The sequence below is a fragment of the Paenibacillus mesotrionivorans genome, assembly GCF_046098205.1.
Taxonomy (GTDB): Bacteria; Bacillota; Bacilli; order Paenibacillales; family NBRC-103111; genus Paenibacillus_AR; species Paenibacillus_AR mesotrionivorans.
In genome coordinates this window covers 165,986-182,271 of the sequence record NZ_JBJURJ010000005.1, presented here as the reverse complement: position 1 = coordinate 182,271, position 16,286 = coordinate 165,986, and the positions used below count along the sequence as shown (strand labels likewise).

The 16,286-nt window shown below is 53.7% G+C and carries 13 protein-coding genes; all 13 read left to right on the top strand.

The features are described from left to right. The first annotated feature begins 81 nt into the window (after nucleotides 1-81). The 13 genes from ACI1P1_RS09065 to ACI1P1_RS09005 all read left to right on the top strand — a co-directional run bounded on the left by ACI1P1_RS09065 (nucleotide 82) and on the right by ACI1P1_RS09005 (nucleotide 16,190). The gene (locus tag ACI1P1_RS09065; RefSeq protein ID WP_416216052.1) at nucleotides 82-324 is read left to right on the top strand and encodes a DUF4321 domain-containing protein; all 243 of its coding nucleotides are present in this window, start codon (nucleotides 82-84) and stop codon (nucleotides 322-324) included. Nucleotides 325-357: 33 nt separating this feature from the next. Further along, the gene (locus ACI1P1_RS09060) at nucleotides 358-990 is read left to right on the top strand and encodes a Maf family protein (RefSeq protein ID WP_416216051.1); all 633 of its coding nucleotides are present in this window, start codon (nucleotides 358-360) and stop codon (nucleotides 988-990) included. Between the two features lie 507 nt (nucleotides 991-1,497). After that, the gene (locus tag ACI1P1_RS09055) at nucleotides 1,498-3,438 is read left to right on the top strand and encodes an endonuclease MutS2 (RefSeq protein ID WP_416216050.1); all 1,941 of its coding nucleotides are present in this window, start codon (nucleotides 1,498-1,500) and stop codon (nucleotides 3,436-3,438) included. Next, a complete protein-coding gene (locus tag ACI1P1_RS09050) occupies nucleotides 3,435-4,418 on the top strand; it encodes an ABC transporter ATP-binding protein (protein WP_416216049.1) in 984 nt (327 codons plus the stop codon). The genes ACI1P1_RS09055 and ACI1P1_RS09050 overlap by 4 nt, the downstream gene beginning before the upstream one ends. Beyond that, nucleotides 4,415-5,209: an ABC transporter permease gene (locus ACI1P1_RS09045; protein ID WP_416216048.1), complete on the top strand. Its 795-nt coding sequence runs from the start codon at nucleotides 4,415-4,417 to the stop codon at nucleotides 5,207-5,209. Before ACI1P1_RS09050 ends, ACI1P1_RS09045 begins: the two co-directional genes overlap by 4 nt. Before the next feature lie 56 nt (nucleotides 5,210-5,265). Next, nucleotides 5,266-6,000 (top strand): ABC transporter permease, encoded by a 735-nt coding sequence (locus ACI1P1_RS09040; RefSeq protein ID WP_416216047.1) that lies wholly within the window; start codon nucleotides 5,266-5,268, stop codon nucleotides 5,998-6,000. A gap of 480 nt (nucleotides 6,001-6,480) precedes the next feature. After that, the gene (locus ACI1P1_RS09035) at nucleotides 6,481-7,476 is read left to right on the top strand and encodes a sugar-binding protein (RefSeq protein ID WP_416216046.1); all 996 of its coding nucleotides are present in this window, start codon (nucleotides 6,481-6,483) and stop codon (nucleotides 7,474-7,476) included. Further along, on the top strand, nucleotides 7,473-8,930 hold the full coding sequence (locus ACI1P1_RS09030) for a sensor histidine kinase (RefSeq protein ID WP_416216045.1): 1,458 nt from the start codon (nucleotides 7,473-7,475) through the stop codon (nucleotides 8,928-8,930). The genes ACI1P1_RS09035 and ACI1P1_RS09030 overlap by 4 nt, the downstream gene beginning before the upstream one ends. Beyond that, nucleotides 8,923-10,491 (top strand): helix-turn-helix domain-containing protein, encoded by a 1,569-nt coding sequence (locus ACI1P1_RS09025; protein WP_416216044.1) that lies wholly within the window; start codon nucleotides 8,923-8,925, stop codon nucleotides 10,489-10,491. Before ACI1P1_RS09030 ends, ACI1P1_RS09025 begins: the two co-directional genes overlap by 8 nt. Nucleotides 10,492-11,000: 509 nt before the next feature. Continuing rightward, nucleotides 11,001-12,089 (top strand): D-xylose ABC transporter substrate-binding protein, encoded by a 1,089-nt coding sequence (gene xylF, locus ACI1P1_RS09020; protein ID WP_416216231.1) that lies wholly within the window; start codon nucleotides 11,001-11,003, stop codon nucleotides 12,087-12,089. A 95-nt stretch (nucleotides 12,090-12,184) separates the two neighbouring features. Continuing rightward, nucleotides 12,185-13,696, top strand: coding sequence for a xylose ABC transporter ATP-binding protein (locus ACI1P1_RS09015; RefSeq protein WP_416216043.1), 1,512 nt, complete (start codon nucleotides 12,185-12,187; stop codon nucleotides 13,694-13,696). Between the two features lies 1 nt (nucleotide 13,697). Beyond that, nucleotides 13,698-14,885, top strand: a complete 1,188-nt coding sequence (locus tag ACI1P1_RS09010) for a sugar ABC transporter permease (protein WP_416216042.1) — start codon at nucleotides 13,698-13,700, stop codon at nucleotides 14,883-14,885. Nucleotides 14,886-15,026: 141 nt separating this feature from the next. Continuing rightward, a complete protein-coding gene (locus ACI1P1_RS09005) occupies nucleotides 15,027-16,190 on the top strand; it encodes a winged helix-turn-helix domain-containing protein (RefSeq protein ID WP_416216041.1) in 1,164 nt (387 codons plus the stop codon). Nucleotides 16,191-16,286: the final 96 nt, after the last annotated feature.

Here is a 16,286-nt window from a genome sequence, read left to right as displayed (position 1 = left end):
TCGTGGAATCCCGAATAGACGCCGTTCCGCTTTTTCTATAGAATAGGGAAGGATAACTATCCCTCGGACGGAGTGTTTCGGATGAAGAAGAACGGATTGACCCTTGTGCTGTTCCTGCTGTTGGGTTTAGTGGCGGCAAGCATTGTATCCGGATTGCTGGAACCGGTGGATGCCGCGGCGTTTTTCCTGCGGACAACCAGTGTGAGCTGGGACCCGGCGGCGGATTTGAATTTCATTAAATACAACATTTCGATCCAAATTAAGCTTAATATCCTCAGCCTGATGGGCCTGGCCGCGGCCGTCTGGCTTTATAGGAAGCTGTAATTCTGACCAAGAGAGATGACAGGAGTGGGTAAAATGGTGCAACATAACGGTTTGGCGCTGGTGCTGGCTTCTTCCTCGCCAAGAAGACAGGAATTGATCGGGCTTTTGCAGCTCCCGGTGATCGTGCGGGCAAGCCATGCAGATGAATCCGTGCCGGAGGATTGGGAGCCTGCCAAAATTGTGGAGGAGCTGTCCCTGCGCAAGGCAAGAGCTACGGAAGAAAGCCTTGCTGCAGATGGGATGGGGGTTGACCCTGCGTCTGAATCCTGGGTGGTTGTGGGCTCCGATACCATTGTGGTGGTGGATGGCAAGGTATTGGGCAAACCCGTTGATGAGGAGGATGCATTCCGGATGCTCTCCAGCCTCCAGGGGCGCAGGCATGAGGTGTACACCGGCGTAGCTTGTCTACCCGGCGGCGGTTTGAAGGATAACCCTCCGGCTGTAAGTCATACAGTCAGCCAAGTCACCTTCAGCCCGATGACTGAAGAGGAAATTTGGTCGTATATCCGTACTGGCGAGCCGATGGACAAGGCCGGGGCATACGGTGTGCAAGGAATGGGCGCGTTGTTTATTGAGAAAATTGCAGGGGATTTCTTCAGCGTAATGGGGCTGCCGGTGAACCGGCTATATCAAATGCTGGGAAAATGGGGCATCAGCCCGTTTTGAGCAAATGAATTTGCCGTGGATTGACTTTTCCAAGGCTCTCCTATATGATGAGGATCAAATACAGTTTGAAAGGATGGTTTTCATGTCGGTATCTTCTGTAATGGTGATTTTCAACTGAATAGTTGAGAGAGGCTTGCCTGGGGAGAAGCAGGATAGCGCCTGCTTTGTTTCAGTCTGCCTTTCCAAGAACGCTCAAGCGTACGGCTTGCCGCGTTTTTGAAATGACGCCTTACAGAATACTCCGTGATAACCATTTGAGTTATACAGCATATTGACCGGAATGTGGTTTTTTCCGGGATTTTGCGGAGTGCGATGGGCTTTTTCCGTTGCGCTCTTTTTAGTATTTCTTCAAATTGTTACATCTCCCAACCTCAAACCGCCTACCGGTGGTATGTCTGGTTGATGCGCCCGCAGGAGTATTCTGCCTGCTTTCAGATCTGATCTGGGAGCCGGGGCAGCCTCTCGTGCGGATTTTTTGCGTCTCAACATCCAAGGGAGGTTTGTTCAATGAATCAGAATTATACACTGGAGTTTCATACGGTACTTGCACGTCTTGCCGAATTGGCCATGTCGGAAGGGGCCAGAGAGAAGCTGCTGGCGCTGCAGCCGTCCTTAAACGAAAGCCAATGCAGAAACCAGATGCACGAAACAACGGAAGCGAGGAAAATGCTGGACGCTGTCGGCAATCCTCCCCTTGCGCTGATGAAGGAGCTTGACCCGGTGTTAAGCACGGTACGCCAGGGAGCAATGCTTTTTCCTGAACAGCTAGTAAACGTCTCGCAGTTTTTGAGCTCATGTAAACGGATGAAGGGCTATCTGAGAAAGTCGGAGTTCCTAAACGTGGATATCGCCTTCTACGGGGGTTCGCTCCATGAATTGAACGGACTCCAAGAGGAGATTGAACGCTCCATCCGCAATGGCATCGTTGACAGCAGTGCGTCCCCGGCCCTGCATCAAGTCCGCCGAAAGCTGGAGAATGCCGCCGCAGCCGTAAAAACCAAGCTAGCCGATATTCTCCGCAGTAATAAAGCCTGGTTCGCCGACGGATACGTCACCACCCGTTCAGGCAGGTTTGTGCTTCCGGTGAGGAAGGAATACAAAAATCAGGTGAATGGAACGGTTATCGAAGCCTCGGGCACGGGCAGCACATACTTCATTGAGCCTGCATCCGTCAGGAGGCTGCAGGATGAAATAACCGTTTTGCAGCTGGAGGAGGAGGATGAGATCAGAAAAGTCCTCTGTGCCCTTACGGCACTGGTTGAAGAGCAAGTCGCAGAAATCGAGCAGAACAGGGAGCATATGGAAACCCTGGATTTCATTTTTGCCAAAGCCAAGCTCTCTACGCAGATGCAGGCGATTCCCGTGCCGCTGACAACCGACCGGCGGATCATCATCCGGCAGGGCCGCCATCCGCTGCTGAAGCAGGAATCCTGCATACCCCTGGATTTTCAGTTAGGCGGCGAATATCAAGGAATCGTCGTGACCGGGCCCAACACCGGCGGCAAAACCGTTGCCCTGAAAACGGTAGGGTTATTGTCGCTTATGGCTCAAAGCGGTTTGCATGTTCCCGCGGCTGAAGGAACCTCCTTTTGCATGAACAATGCTGTTTTATGCGATATTGGGGATGGTCAAAGCATCGCGGAGAATCTGTCCACTTTTTCTGCCCACTTGACAGGCATCATCCAAATTCTGGAGCAGACAACAGATGAAACGTTGGTGCTTCTTGACGAATTGGGCTCCGGCACCGATCCTGCCGAGGGAATGGGGCTGGCTATCGCCATTCTGGATGAGCTCAGGCGCAAGAACTGCCTGTTTGTAGCTACGACCCACTATCCTCAGGTCAAGGAATTTGCCATGCAATCCAAAGGGCTGATCAACGCCAGAATGGAATTCGACAGGGATACCTTGAAGCCGCTGTACAGCCTGAGCATCGGAGAAGCCGGCGAAAGCTGCGCCTTGCACATCGCTGAGCGTCTTGGCTTTCCGCCCCATATGCTGAAGCGAGCGTATGCGGAAGCCTACAAGCCGAATGGAACGCCCCTGCCGGAGGAAGCGCATCATTTTGACACGGACACCACTAAGAATGCGAAGCACGTAAGGCCGGCGGCTCCCCGGCTGAAGAAGGATGCACCTCCCAAAACGGTGCAGCATGGCGGGCAGAAGTTTCAGATCGGGGACAGTGTAACGGTTTATCCGCAAAAGGAAGTCGGGATTATTTTTAAACGTTCGGATGAAAACGGAATGCTCGGCGTGCAAATCAAGGGAAAGAAGCAGTTCATCAGACACAAGAGGGTAAAGCTGCTTGTTCCGGCAACCGAGCTGTATCCCGAGGACTACGATTTTTCCATTGTGTTCGACACGGTGGAGAACCGTAAAGCAAGGCACCGGATGGAAAAAGGGCATCAGCCGGGATTGACTGTCACGTATAAGGAGGATCAGGATTCATGATCATTCAAACTGCCCATCTCACGAAATCCTACCGCCGCTTTGAAAAGGAGGAAGGTTTGCTTGGAAGCGTAAAAAGCCTTTTCCATCGCCGGTATATTGAAAAAACCGCAGTGTCCGACTTCAATCTTGAAGTACAACAAGGAGAGTTTGTAGGATTGATCGGTCCCAATGGCGCCGGAAAAACAACCCTGATCAAAATGCTGACCGGTATTATTGCCAAAACATCAGGTGAATTGTCCGTGCTGGGCTTCTACCCAAACACGCTGGAGAATGAGCTAAAGCGCCAGTATGCCGTGGTCATGGGCCAAAAAAGCCAGCTGTTCTTCGAGCTGTCCGCGGCCGATACGTTTCTGCTGTTCAAGGAGCTATACAGTATTCCGGAGCAGGAATACCGCAGGAATCTGAGCTATTTTATGGAGCTGTTCGGTGTGGAAGCCTATCTGAATGTGCAAGTAAGAACGCTGTCCCTGGGTGAGCGGATGAAGATGGAGCTGATAGCGGCCCTGCTTCATAATCCGAAGGTCCTGTTTCTGGATGAACCAACGATCGGGCTGGATGCGGTTGCCCAGAAGCAAATCCGCAACTTTCTGAAAGAAGTTAATGCGGAAAAAGGCACGACGGTGCTGTTGACCTCTCATTACATGGAGGATATCTTGAGCTTATGCAGAAGATGCGTAGTCATCAATGCGGGTACGAAGCTGTATGACGGCGATACAACGACTCTTTTTGAAAAGTACCAAACCCATAAAAAAATCAGCGTTGCCTTTGAGGAGGAGACGGAGGTTGCACTGAAGGAGGAGGTGGACATCATAGAGCAAAATCCGTTTATGCTTTCGTTTATGGTCAGAAAAGAACGGGCACAGTTCATCCTGAAGGAATTGATGAATCACTACAGCATCCGTGATGTAACCGTTGAGGAAGAAGATATCGGAAATGTGGTAGAACGCATTTATAATGACCGTGGAAGGCCATGCCTATGAGGAAATACGTTGAAATTTCCAAAATTATCTTTAAAGCCCAGCTGGTTTGGCGGTTTGATATTGCTTTTCATATGCTGTTTACCATCACCAAGATCCTGTTCGCTTACATTCTGTGGGGAGCTATTTTTGGGGAAAAAAATGAGGTTGCCGGGTTTACCTACAATACGATGCTAAGCTACTACATCATCAGCTCTTTTCTGTCCCAGCTGGATATGTCAAACGGGGTCAGCGGTGAAATCTCCGCTCGCATCCGCGACGGGTCATTTTCCAAGTATATGGTCATCCCGTCCCAGGTATTGGGGAATTTTATCGCGCGAACTGCGGGGGCGGCTGCTTTCTATATGTTGTTTAATCTGGCCGCTGCCCTGGTTTGGACAGTAATATTCCGGATCAGACTTGTCCTGACGGCGGACCCTGCCGTAATTGTCCCCGCTGTAATCATGCTTGTTCTGGGCCTGCTATTTATGATTCAGCTGAACTTTTTGCTTGGCATACTCACCTTCAAATTCCAGGATATCGGCTTGTTTCTGATGATTAAAGGAATGATGGTCGCTTTTATAACCGGGACCATGATGCCTTTGAGCTTACTGCCGCCGGGTATACAAGAGGGGATGCGCTTGTTCCCCTTTTATTACGTGACCTATCTCCCCTCCATGCTGCTTGTAGGCAGGAATCACGAAGAAATCGCGGCAGGGCTTATCTCGCTGTCGGTGTGGGTGCTGCTGTTTATTCCGATTAACCGGATGGCCTATAACCGGCTGCGCATCAGGTATGATGGGGTGGGGATATGAGTCTGGGCAAACAATTGCGTATCATCCTAATTCTTTTCAAAATGAAATTATCCCACATGATGGTATTTCGGCTGTCTTTTTTCGGAGCGTTCTTTGTTGACGGCAGCCTGTTTCTCGTGCAGCTTCTGGTCTTTTCTTCCATATACTCGCAAGTCGATTCCATAGGAGGCTGGACGCAAGGGGAAATGTACATTTTTATCGGAACCTTTTCTCTGATCAATGCGCTCAATATGGTCCTGTTCTTCTTCGGAATAAACGGTATTCCCGCCAAGATAGCCAACGGCAATCTGGATCATTATTTGACCAAACCTATGAACCCCTTGCTGCGGCTTACCTTTGAGAACATTAATCCCGGCTCCGTTCCCTTACTATTCCTGAGCATGGGAATTATCGGCTACGGCCTGTCACAGACAACAGTGGATATGACGGTTTGGAATATGGGGGGGTATGTGCTGCTGGTGCTGCTGATGACGGTTCTCTGGTATGACGTGGGGCTAATTCTGCGGACCATCCCCTTTTTTGTTATTTCTGCGGGGAACATCACAAGGCTGGAAGAGCTGCTGGAGCTATGCATGAAGGTACCGGGAACCCTTTTCAAGGGAGCGTTCAAGGTGTTGTTTTACTTCGTGCTTCCGTATGGGATCATGTCAACCCTGCCTACCCAATTTATTGCCGGGAAGCTGGGAGCAGCCGGAATCATGTACGGGCTGCTGACAGTGGTTTGCTTTACCTGTATTGCACTATGGTTCTGGAGCTTTGGACTCAGGCATTACAAAAGCGCGAGCAGCTAATTCAAGCGGACGATGATGTTCGATGCTTGGTTTCAATCGCGGTAGTATGAATAGGCGTTTGCCAAGGGTAACAATTACTGCCTAAACAGGAGGGTGCTGTTCAAAAAGTCAAATGGAATGAATAAATATTCGGAAAGATACACTCCCTCCCGGAAAAGGCTGTCTTGGAAGCTTCAAACACGTTTTGTCCGCTTTCTTTTGATTCGATTTTATGGTAAAAAGCGGCCAAAAAACTCGCCCTCAAGCCACCCTTTTCCTCCCGGTCCTTTCTGCCGAATATTTATTCATCTTGACGGACTTTTTGGACAGCACCTTCTTTTTCTGCGTCCTGGTGCTAGTCACCGGCAAAAAAATGCTAGCTTCCTTTACCCGTATCCACAGGTTTTTCGGTACTATATACTTAAGTGGAACGCCCATTGTATGTCCATTAAAAATGTAATCGCTTACAATTGATTTATGCGAATAGAGGGGGACAAAAGCTTGACGGATAAAAAGTGGCTGATTGGCAGCCTGGTGGTGCTGGCTGTTTTTTCGTATTTTATGACCAGCTTCGCCCAGGAAACCATCAAAATTACCCGGATCACAGACCAGCTTCGGGGCGGCAGCCAGCCTTCGGGTCAGGAACGGCACATTGTGCTGATCGAGCAGGAGCAGGGCCATCCTTATTGGCAATTGGTGGAGCAAGGAGCCATAAAAGCCGCGGAGAAAGCACGCATCGCCATCGAATGTATCGGACCAGTCCGCAACAATATGGAGGAGCAGCTGAAGCTGCTGGAGAAGGCCATCGCGTCGAGGGTGGATGGCATCATCGTGCAGGGCCTGAACCAGGCCAAGTTTAACCCGGTCATCAACAAGGCGGTGGAGCGGGGCATACCGGTGGTTACCGTGGATACAGATGCGCCGGACAGCAAACGGATGGCCTTTGTCGGGACAGATAATCTGGAGGCGGGACGGAAGCTGGGACAGCTGGTGGTGAAGGCCACCGAAGGAACGGGGAAAATCGGCGTTATTATCGGCAGCGAAAGTGCGGAAAACCAGCTCCAACGTCTGGAAGGGATCAAACGTGTGATTCGGGAATATCCGGAGCTTGCCATTGTGGATGTCCGCTCCTCCAATATCTCCATGATGGAGGCCATCCAGCAGGCGGCGGAAATGCTGCAGAGCCACCCGGAAATTACCGTTATGGTTGGAACCAGCGCGACGGATGCCTTGGGTATTCTCCAATCGGCCAGGAGCTTGAAGCGTAAGGATATACAGATTATCGGCTTCGATGATCTGCCGGATACCATTCACGCCATTCGCAACGGGGAGATTTTGGCCACGGTTGTTCAGCAGCCCTACCGGATGGGAGAGCTGTCGGTACAGCTGCTGGAGAACCATTTTGAAGGGAAGCCATTCCAGGATATCCGTTATACCAACGCAGATGTGATGGACCGCAGCAGCCCGCCGGTGGCCGATGGAGGTAAAACTCCATGAGCATCCATAAGAAAATGTTCATCTTCATTCCCTTGCTGGCTCTGCTGCTGAGCTTTGTCAGTTATTTTATCTTCAATAGCAGCCGCAATGTCCAGGAGACCTATTCGGTGATGATGGACCGCCTTCTGCTTTATAAGCAGGTTTCCCGGGAGAGCAAGGAGGTCATGCGTTATCTGAACCGTTATGTGATCCAACTGGATGCCGAGAGTTATCCCGAGCTGGAGCGGCATGTCAAGGGGCTGCGGGAGCTGAGACGAAACATCGGAGAGATGGAGAAGAATGTGTCCAACACCCTCCAGGTAGAGAATTATGTGAATATGATGGACACGTTCCTCGATCAGACATGGGAGCTTCTGACCAGCATGGAGCTGGATTCCAAAACCAAGGCGGTGGCGTATCTTCAGGCAGAGCAGACCTCCCGGTATATTGCCGAGGACGGGCAGGCGCTGGTTGATCTGGAGCTGGAGCATTACCGGCCGCTCTACGAGGATATCATGGGCTCCAACAAACGGATCAACCGGATCGGGGTGTATCTGGTTTTTACGGTGGCGATTCTAAGCGTAGTGATTTCCTTGTGGCTGTCCTCCAGCATCAGCGGGCCGATCCGTCGTCTGGTGCTGACCGCCAAGCAGATTTCCAAGGGGAAATGGGATACCAAGGCGCCCAATATGCATACGGGAGACGAGATTGGGATTCTGTGCCAGACCTTCAATCAGATGCTGGACAATATCCGGGACCTGATGGAGAAGAACGTCAAAAGTATGGAGAAGGACCGCCTGGTCAAGGAATTGGAGCTGAAGACGCTGCAGAGCCAGATCAATCCCCACTTCCTGTTTAATACTCTGAATGCCGTTGCCAAGCTGGCCTATCTGGAGGGGGCGGAGAAAACCAGCGACCTGACGGTCTCCGTTTCCCGGCTGCTCCGTTATAATCTCCAGAAGCTGAATCATCCCGTAACTCTGCGGGAGGAGGTAGAGCATGCAGGCGAATACATGGCCATCCAAAAAGCCCGCTTCCGGGAGCGGATCCGGTTCGAGACGGAGATTGACGAGGGGGCGCTGGATCAGGCGGTGCCCTGTCTGACTCTGCAGCCGATTCTGGAGAATGCCCTGATACACGGTGTGGAAAATATGGAGGAGGGCGCCTTGCTTATGCTGCGCATTGCCTCATCTGGCTCCCGGGTTCTGATCGAAATTAAAGATAACGGGGCGGGAATGGACGCCAAGACGCGGACAAAGCTGCTCCATTCCTGGACAGAGGAGGTTTCGGCCCCCTTCCACAGTAAAGCGGGCTCTACCGGGCTGGGGACGGCCAATGTCTTTAAGCGGCTGCATTTATTTTTTGACGGCGGGGAGCAGATTGACATTGAAAGCAGCCTGGGCGGAGGGACGACGGTCCGGTTTCAGTTGCCTGTGCGGACCCATTCCCCGGGAAGGGAGGAAGGCCATGTATAAGCTTATGATCGCGGACGACGAGGCGCTGGAGCGGGAAGGCCTGGAGATGATGACAAGGCGTATGCTGCCTGACATGTTCACCTATGTCCATGCGGAGAACGGCCGCAAGGCCATTCAGCTGGCGGAGGAGGAGCGTCCCGATTTTATCTTCATGGATATCAAGATGCCGGGCATTCAGGGGCTGGATGCCATCCGGGAAATCCGCAAGCGCCAGCCGGAGGCCAGGGTGGTGCTGGTGACAGCGCATGATTTTTTTGCCTATGCCAAGGAGGCTGTTTCCTTAGGGGTGAAGGAATATATTCTGAAGCCGGCGAAACGCGAGGAACTGCTGGAGGTGCTGCACCGCCTGATGACCGAGAAGGAGGGAGAGCGGAGCCGGCGGGCGGAGGAACTGGTGCTGAGAGAGAAGCTGTCCCGGCTGCTCCCGTTGGTGGAGAATGAGCTGACCCTGATGCTGATGACCGATTGTGTTCTGGAGACGGACCTGTCCCATTTGACGGGACTGGCCGGGCTGCAGTGGAGCACCGGTTATGCGATGGTGCTGGTGTTTCCCTTGGGTGAGGCGGGCTGGGAGGTTTTCCGCCAGGTCCGGCAGGAGCTGTACAACAGCTTCAAAGTATATGCCAAATCGCGGCTGGCCTGTATGGTCAGTCCTCTTCTGGGCAATAAAATCGCGGTGATGGTGCCGGTGGCGGAGCGGGGGGCCGGCTTCACCCAACGGGTAGAGGCTGTCCGCCGGGGGGAGGAGTTCCTCGATTATGTGCAAAACCGCTTCGGGTTGACTCCCATTATCGGCATTGGTCCGCTCTCCGAGGGTGTTCACGGGCTCCGGGATTCGTACCGGGCGGCATCCTTATCGGCATCGGCAGTGCCGTCCGACGCCCAGCTGCGGATAAGGCATGCCGAGGATATGCGTCAGCCGGAGGAGCAGGAGCTGGCCGCTGAGCTGGAGCAGGGCCTTTTAGAGGCCCTGAGGAGGCAGCAGGCCGAGGAGGCGCGTTGGCGGATCGGGCAAATTCTGGATAGTCTCTTCGCCATTGCGCCGGGCGATATGATCCGCTGCCGCAATGAGGTCTGCGCCATGCTTCTGTCTGCGGCCCGGCGCCTCCCGGTGCGGGTGCCCCGGGAGCTGCTGGCGGAGCTGGCCGCGGCAGAGGGGGAGGAGACGCTGCGGCATGCGGCGGGGGAGCAGGTGGAGAGGCTGCTGGCCGCCATGTCGGCAGAGCGGGAGCAGCGGCAGCAGCATGTGATAGAGCGGGCCAAGAGGTATATGGAGCAATGGTACAAAACCGATGTGTCCATGGAGCAGACGGCCGAATCGGTGAATCTGAGCCCGTATTATTTCAGCAAGGTGTTCAAGCAGTACACGGGGGAGAACTTCACCGACTATCTGACCCGGCTGCGGATTGGTGAGGCCAAGAGGCTGTTAGCGGACGGGGAGTTGAGCTTCAAGGAGATTTGCTACGAGGTGGGGTATAACGACCCCAACTATTTCAGCCGCATCTTCAAAAAAACCACCGGCGTAACGCCGACGGAATACCGCCAGCAAGGGGCGGAATGAAATTTCGGAATGCTCCCGCGCAGCCGTTCTGGCTCGGGGGCATTCTTGTTACTTCACAAGGCCTTTCGCGACCGAGCACGGGCCCACGTGCCTACCTGTATATGAAAAACCGAGTATAAACCGCCGAACTGGGGCTCCCGCGGCCATTTATGTATGAAAAACCGAGTATAAACCGCCGAACTGGGGCTTCAGCGACCACTTACATATGAAAAACCGAGCACACAATCCGCCGCTGCCCCGGGCCCCCGCGACCACCAACGCATTTGTGCTGGAAGCCGCCAAAATAGTGCTTGTTCTGCAAATAAGGTGTATACGCTTTCAAAACATCATGAATCCATGCTGCTGCAAGCCAAATTAGTGCAGGTCGCCAGCATATTCCCCCGGTATCCGCCCTTGCTACAATGAATGTGTAAGCGGAACCAACCGTCAAGCGACGATGACGATATCGAAAAGGGGAGATCTCGTTCATGAACAAATGGAGCAAAGGCACAAGCATCACCTTGGCGGCGATGCTGCTGGGCGCATCGGTGGCAGGCTGCGGCGCCGTCACCAATGGCAATGATACCAAATCAACTGCAGCCTCACCGGCGGCAGGGGCATCCGGCCAACCGGCTGCGGCAGGCAAGAAGGATGACGGCAAGCTCATCATCGGCATGTCCATGGATACGCTCAAGGAGGAGCGCTGGCAGAAGGACCGGGATATCTTCTCTGCCAAGGTCAAGGAGATGGGCGGTGAAGTGAAGGTGCTGGCGGCCAACGGGGATGACGCCACCCAGATGAGCCAAGCGGAGCAGCTGATTTCCCAAGGCGTGGATGTGCTTGTGGTAATCCCCCATAATGCGGAAGCCACCGCCCCCATTGTGGACAAGGCGCACAAAGAAGGCATCAAGGTCATCTCCTACGACCGGCTGATCAAGAACTCGGAGGTGGATTATTACATCTCCTTCGACAATGTGCGGGTGGGTGAAATGCAGGCTCAAGCGGTAACCTCCAAGGTTGGCAAAGGGAATTTCGTTTATATCGGCGGCGCGGACACGGATAACAACGCCCATATGTTCAAGGAAGGCGCTATGAAGGTGCTGAATCCGCTGAAGGAAAAGGGCGACATCAAGATCGTGTACGACCAGTTCTCCAAGGACTGGAAGCCGGAGGAAGCGCTGAAGAACATGGAGAATGCGCTGACGGCGAATAAGAACAACATTCAGGCTGTGGTAGCGGCTAACGATGGTACTGCCGGCGGCGCCATCCAGGCGCTGGCGGCGCAGGGGCTGGCCGGCAAAATCCCGGTATCCGGCCAGGATGCGGACTTGGCGGCTGTCCAGCGGATCGCGGAAGGAACCCAGACGATGACGGTTTACAAGCCGATCAAGTCCATCGCCACCAAGGCGGCGGAGATGGCTGTTGCTCTGGCCAAGGACGGCAAGGTTGCCGACGCGGGCAAAAAGGTCAACAACGGCAAGATTGATGTGCCGTCCATTCTGCTGGACCCCATCGCGGTAGACAAATCCAATCTAGCGGATACCGTCATCAAGGACGGCTTCCATAAGCTCGAGGATGTGTACAAGAACGTGCCGAAGGATCAATGGCCGAAGCCGTAATCCTAAGCGTGAAGCAGCATCACACAGAAGCACGGCGATACAGGAGGGGCGGCGGACATCCGCCGTCCCTCATTTTACAGATAGGGGCTGGGAGCATGTATGCCTTAGAGATGAATCACATCACCAAAGAATTCCCTGGCGTCAAAGCCCTGAGCGGCGTAAACCTGAAGGTCCGCCAGGGGGAGATTCATGCCCTGTGCGGGGAAAACGGGGCAGGCAAGTCAACGCTGATGAAGGTGCTGAGCGGCTTGTACCCGTCGGGCACCTATACAGGGGAAATCAAGGTGGACGGTGAGCCCAAAACCTTCGCCTCCATCACGGATGCGGAGCGTGCGGGCATCGCCATCATCCACCAGGAGCTGGCGCTGGTCAAGGAAATGACCATAGGAGAGAACATCTTCCTCGGCTCCGAGCCTGTCAAACGGGGGGTTATCCAATGGGATCAGCTGTACCGCGCGGCTGCGGACTGGCTGGAGCGGGTCGGCCTGCATATGAGCCCGGATACCCCAATCGGCAATTTGGGCATCGGACAGCAGCAGCTGGTGGAAATTGCAAAGGCCTTATCCAAGCATACCCGGATTCTCATTCTCGATGAACCCACCGCTGCTTTGACCGAAAGCGAGGTGGAGATTCTGGCGGGGATTCTGAACCAGCTCCGGTCCCAGGGGGTATCCTGCATCTACATCTCCCACAAGATGCCGGAGGTGTTCCGGCTGGCGGATTCCATTACCGTCCTGCGGGATGGGCAGACCATTGCCACGCTGGACCGCAACGAAACCAATGACGACCAGATTGTATCCCTGATGGTAGGCAGAGAGCTGACCGAACGGTATCCCCGTGTCCCCCACCGTCCCGGTGAGGTTGTTCTGGAGGTTAACCATTACAGAGTATGGCACAAGGAAAAGGCGGATCAGAAGGTGATCCGGGATGCCAGCTTCCAGCTGCGCCGCGGGGAAATTCTCGGGATCGCCGGTTTGATGGGAGCGGGCCGCACGGAGCTGGTTTCCAGTCTCTTCGGAGCTTATGAAGGCAGGGCGGAGGGAGAGGTGCGGATCAATGGCAAGCCTGCGCGGATCAGGAGTGTCGCGGATGCTATAGCAGCAGGAATGGCTTTGGTCACGGAGGACCGCAAACGCCAGGGGCTGGTCCTGCCGATGGACGTGAAAACCAATACCACCATGGCGACAATGGGCAGAGTGTCCCGCTTCGGGATTATTAACGATAACGAGGAAATCCGCTGGGGAGAACAGTACGTCCGGGAGCTGAAAACAAAGACGGCTTCCCTGGAAACTCCGGCAGGTACCTTGTCCGGCGGCAATCAGCAGAAGGTCGTCATCGGCAAATGGCTCATGTCCAATCCCACCATCCTGATCATGGACGAACCGACCCGGGGGATTGACGTCGGGGCCAAATACGAAATTTATAACCTGATGAACCGCCTGGTCGAGCAAGGGGTGGCGATTCTTATGATTTCATCCGAGCTTCCGGAGGTGCTTGGCATGAGTGACCGGATTCTTGTCATGTGCGAAGGGCAGCTTGTGCAGGAGCTGGATTACAGGGAAGCAACACAGGAAACGATTATGCTGGCTGCAACAGGAGGAAAATAACATGCAACCGATAACTCAAACGGCCGATCCGTCCGCCGTCACCCAACCTGTCAAGAAGAGACCGCTGTTCGGCAAAATGGATGTCCGCGCTTATACCATGGTAGGCGCCCTGGTTCTGATCTGGCTAATGTTCGGCCTGATGAATGATACCTTCCTGACACCCCGGAATCTGTCCAATCTGTTTACCCAAATGTCGGTAACGGCCATTCTCGCCATCGGTATGGTGCTGGTAATTGTGGCCGGACATATTGATTTGTCGGTGGGCTCCATTGTGGGGCTAACCGGAGGGATCGCCGCCATCCTGAGCAATTGGTGGGGGCTGCCCACAGGTGTGGTGATTGTCGGCACTCTGGCTGCAGGCGCCGTGCTGGGCATGTTCCAGGGCTGGCTGGTGGCCTACAAGGCGGTTCCCGCTTTTATCGTTACACTGGGGGGGATGCTGGTATTTCGGGGTGTGCTCATGGGTGTCACCCATTCCATGACCATCTCGATTTCCGACACGAACTTTACCATGATGGGAAATGCGTATTTTGCCAAAGGCTTCGGTTGGCTGTTAGCCGGAGCGGCGGTGGCCGGGATGGTCTGGTCTACCCTGCGCAAACGCAGCTCCCGCCAGAAATACGGGTTCAAGGTGGCCCCCTTGCAGATCGATCTGTTGAAAATGGCCGGCTCCAGCCTGCTGGTCATCGCGTTTGTGCTGGTGGTAAACAGCTATAAGGGCATCCCGTTTCCCATTATTTTCGTCATTGCACTGGCCTTGATCTTCTCCTTCATTGCTACAAGAACCACCCTCGGCCGTCACATCTATGCTATCGGCGGCAATCTGGAGGCAGCGCGGCTGTCCGGTATCAACATCAAAGCCAAAACACTTGTTGTCTTTTTGTTCAGCGGCCTGCTGGGGGCCATTGCTTCTCTTGTGCTGACCTCCCGGCTGTCGTCGGCTACCATTTCGGCGGGCAACATGGCGGAGATGGATGCTATCGCCGCGTGTGTGATCGGGGGCACCTCCTTAATGGGCGGCTCGGGCAAAATCACCGGGGCGATCATCGGCGCATTGGTCATGACGTCTCTGGACAACGGGATGTCCCTCATGGGCTTGGAGTCCTTCTGGCAGTATGTGGTGAAGGGCAGCATCCTTGTTTTTGCCGTGTGGCTGGATATTGCCAACCGGAAGAAGGCAGGTAAATAACAGACCTGTCGTTTCTGTGAAAATTGGATATAATGGAGTATGGATCATGCCTTCTATTCGTAGCTGTGAAATCGATTGGAGGAAATCCGGGACATTTTGATAGCCGCGAAGGAGCTAGAATAACGATTATGAGGCAGCAATTTGGGTGCAATTATGCATTTGAGCTTTGATGAAGTCCAGTACCAGGTAGAGGCGGAGGGCCTGACCATCCGGCTGCTTCCCAAGGAATATGCGCTGCTGGCGTTTCTCTATTCGCATCAGGGGCGCGCCTATAGCCGGGAGCAGCTGTTGGATCAGGTATGGCCCATGGAGTATCCCGTGGAACGGACGGTGGATGACCATGTGTACCGGCTTCGGAAGAAGCTGTCCGTGCTGCACGGCCTGGAAATCCGGACGGTCCGGGGCCAGGGCTACAGTCTGGTTTTGAAGGAACAAACAGGCTTGCACGATACGGTTCCTGCCGCCCGTGATCCGGCTTTGAACCAGGCGATGCGGAATGTATTCGGCAAGTATCATACCTACGGCCAAGGCCGCTCCATGATGATCCTGGCCAGACAGCAGGATGTATTGGGTTATGAGCTGGACCCGTTTTATGCGGTTTATCTCCATTTTGTCCAGGGGGATGTGGAATGGCTGCTCCGGACGGAGGAGTATCCCTGGAAGTCGCGCTTCTATTTCCTGCTTCTTTTCTATATGTATACCGGCGATTCGGGCCAAAGAATGGCATACTGCGAGACGGTGCTTGAACGGGGGCTCCTTCCTGTAAACCATCACACGGAGCTTGAAATTCTCAATATAGTGGATTTATACATTTTGGACGGATACATAGAGAAGGCTATGGAACGGCTTAGGCTGACGGAGCAATTCATTTCCGAACACCCGGACTATTCCACCTTTCTTCCATATGCGATTATTACGCTAATGTTTGCCCATATCGTAGCAGAGAGCGGGGATGCTGTGATTGAACAGCTGGCAGCCCGATTGGAAACCTCCATATTGGTTGAAAAGCCTTATTTGCGGGAAATGGGGGGGTTCCGGATTGCTACGGGATTGTGGAAGCTGAGGCAGCGCAAGCATCAGGATGCCGAACGTTATTTGGATGAAGGGCTGGCTATTTTGGAGAAAAGCGGATTCGTCCCGCTGCAGCTTCATGCTTTGCACCGGATTATGCATTATGTGGACAGGCTGGGGGATGACAAGCTCCGTTCCAAATATAAAAGCCTGTACCAAGCTTTTTTTGAACAGTTTTTGGGGAATGGACTGCTTCAGACCCTGGAAACGGCCATGCAGCAAGCCTTGCGGTAATGGCCTCGGCTTCTCTGATATTCCTCTGACATTTCACCGTTAGGATAAGATCATAGCCTCATTCATTGGGGAACATGATTTTATTGGGATGCGGAG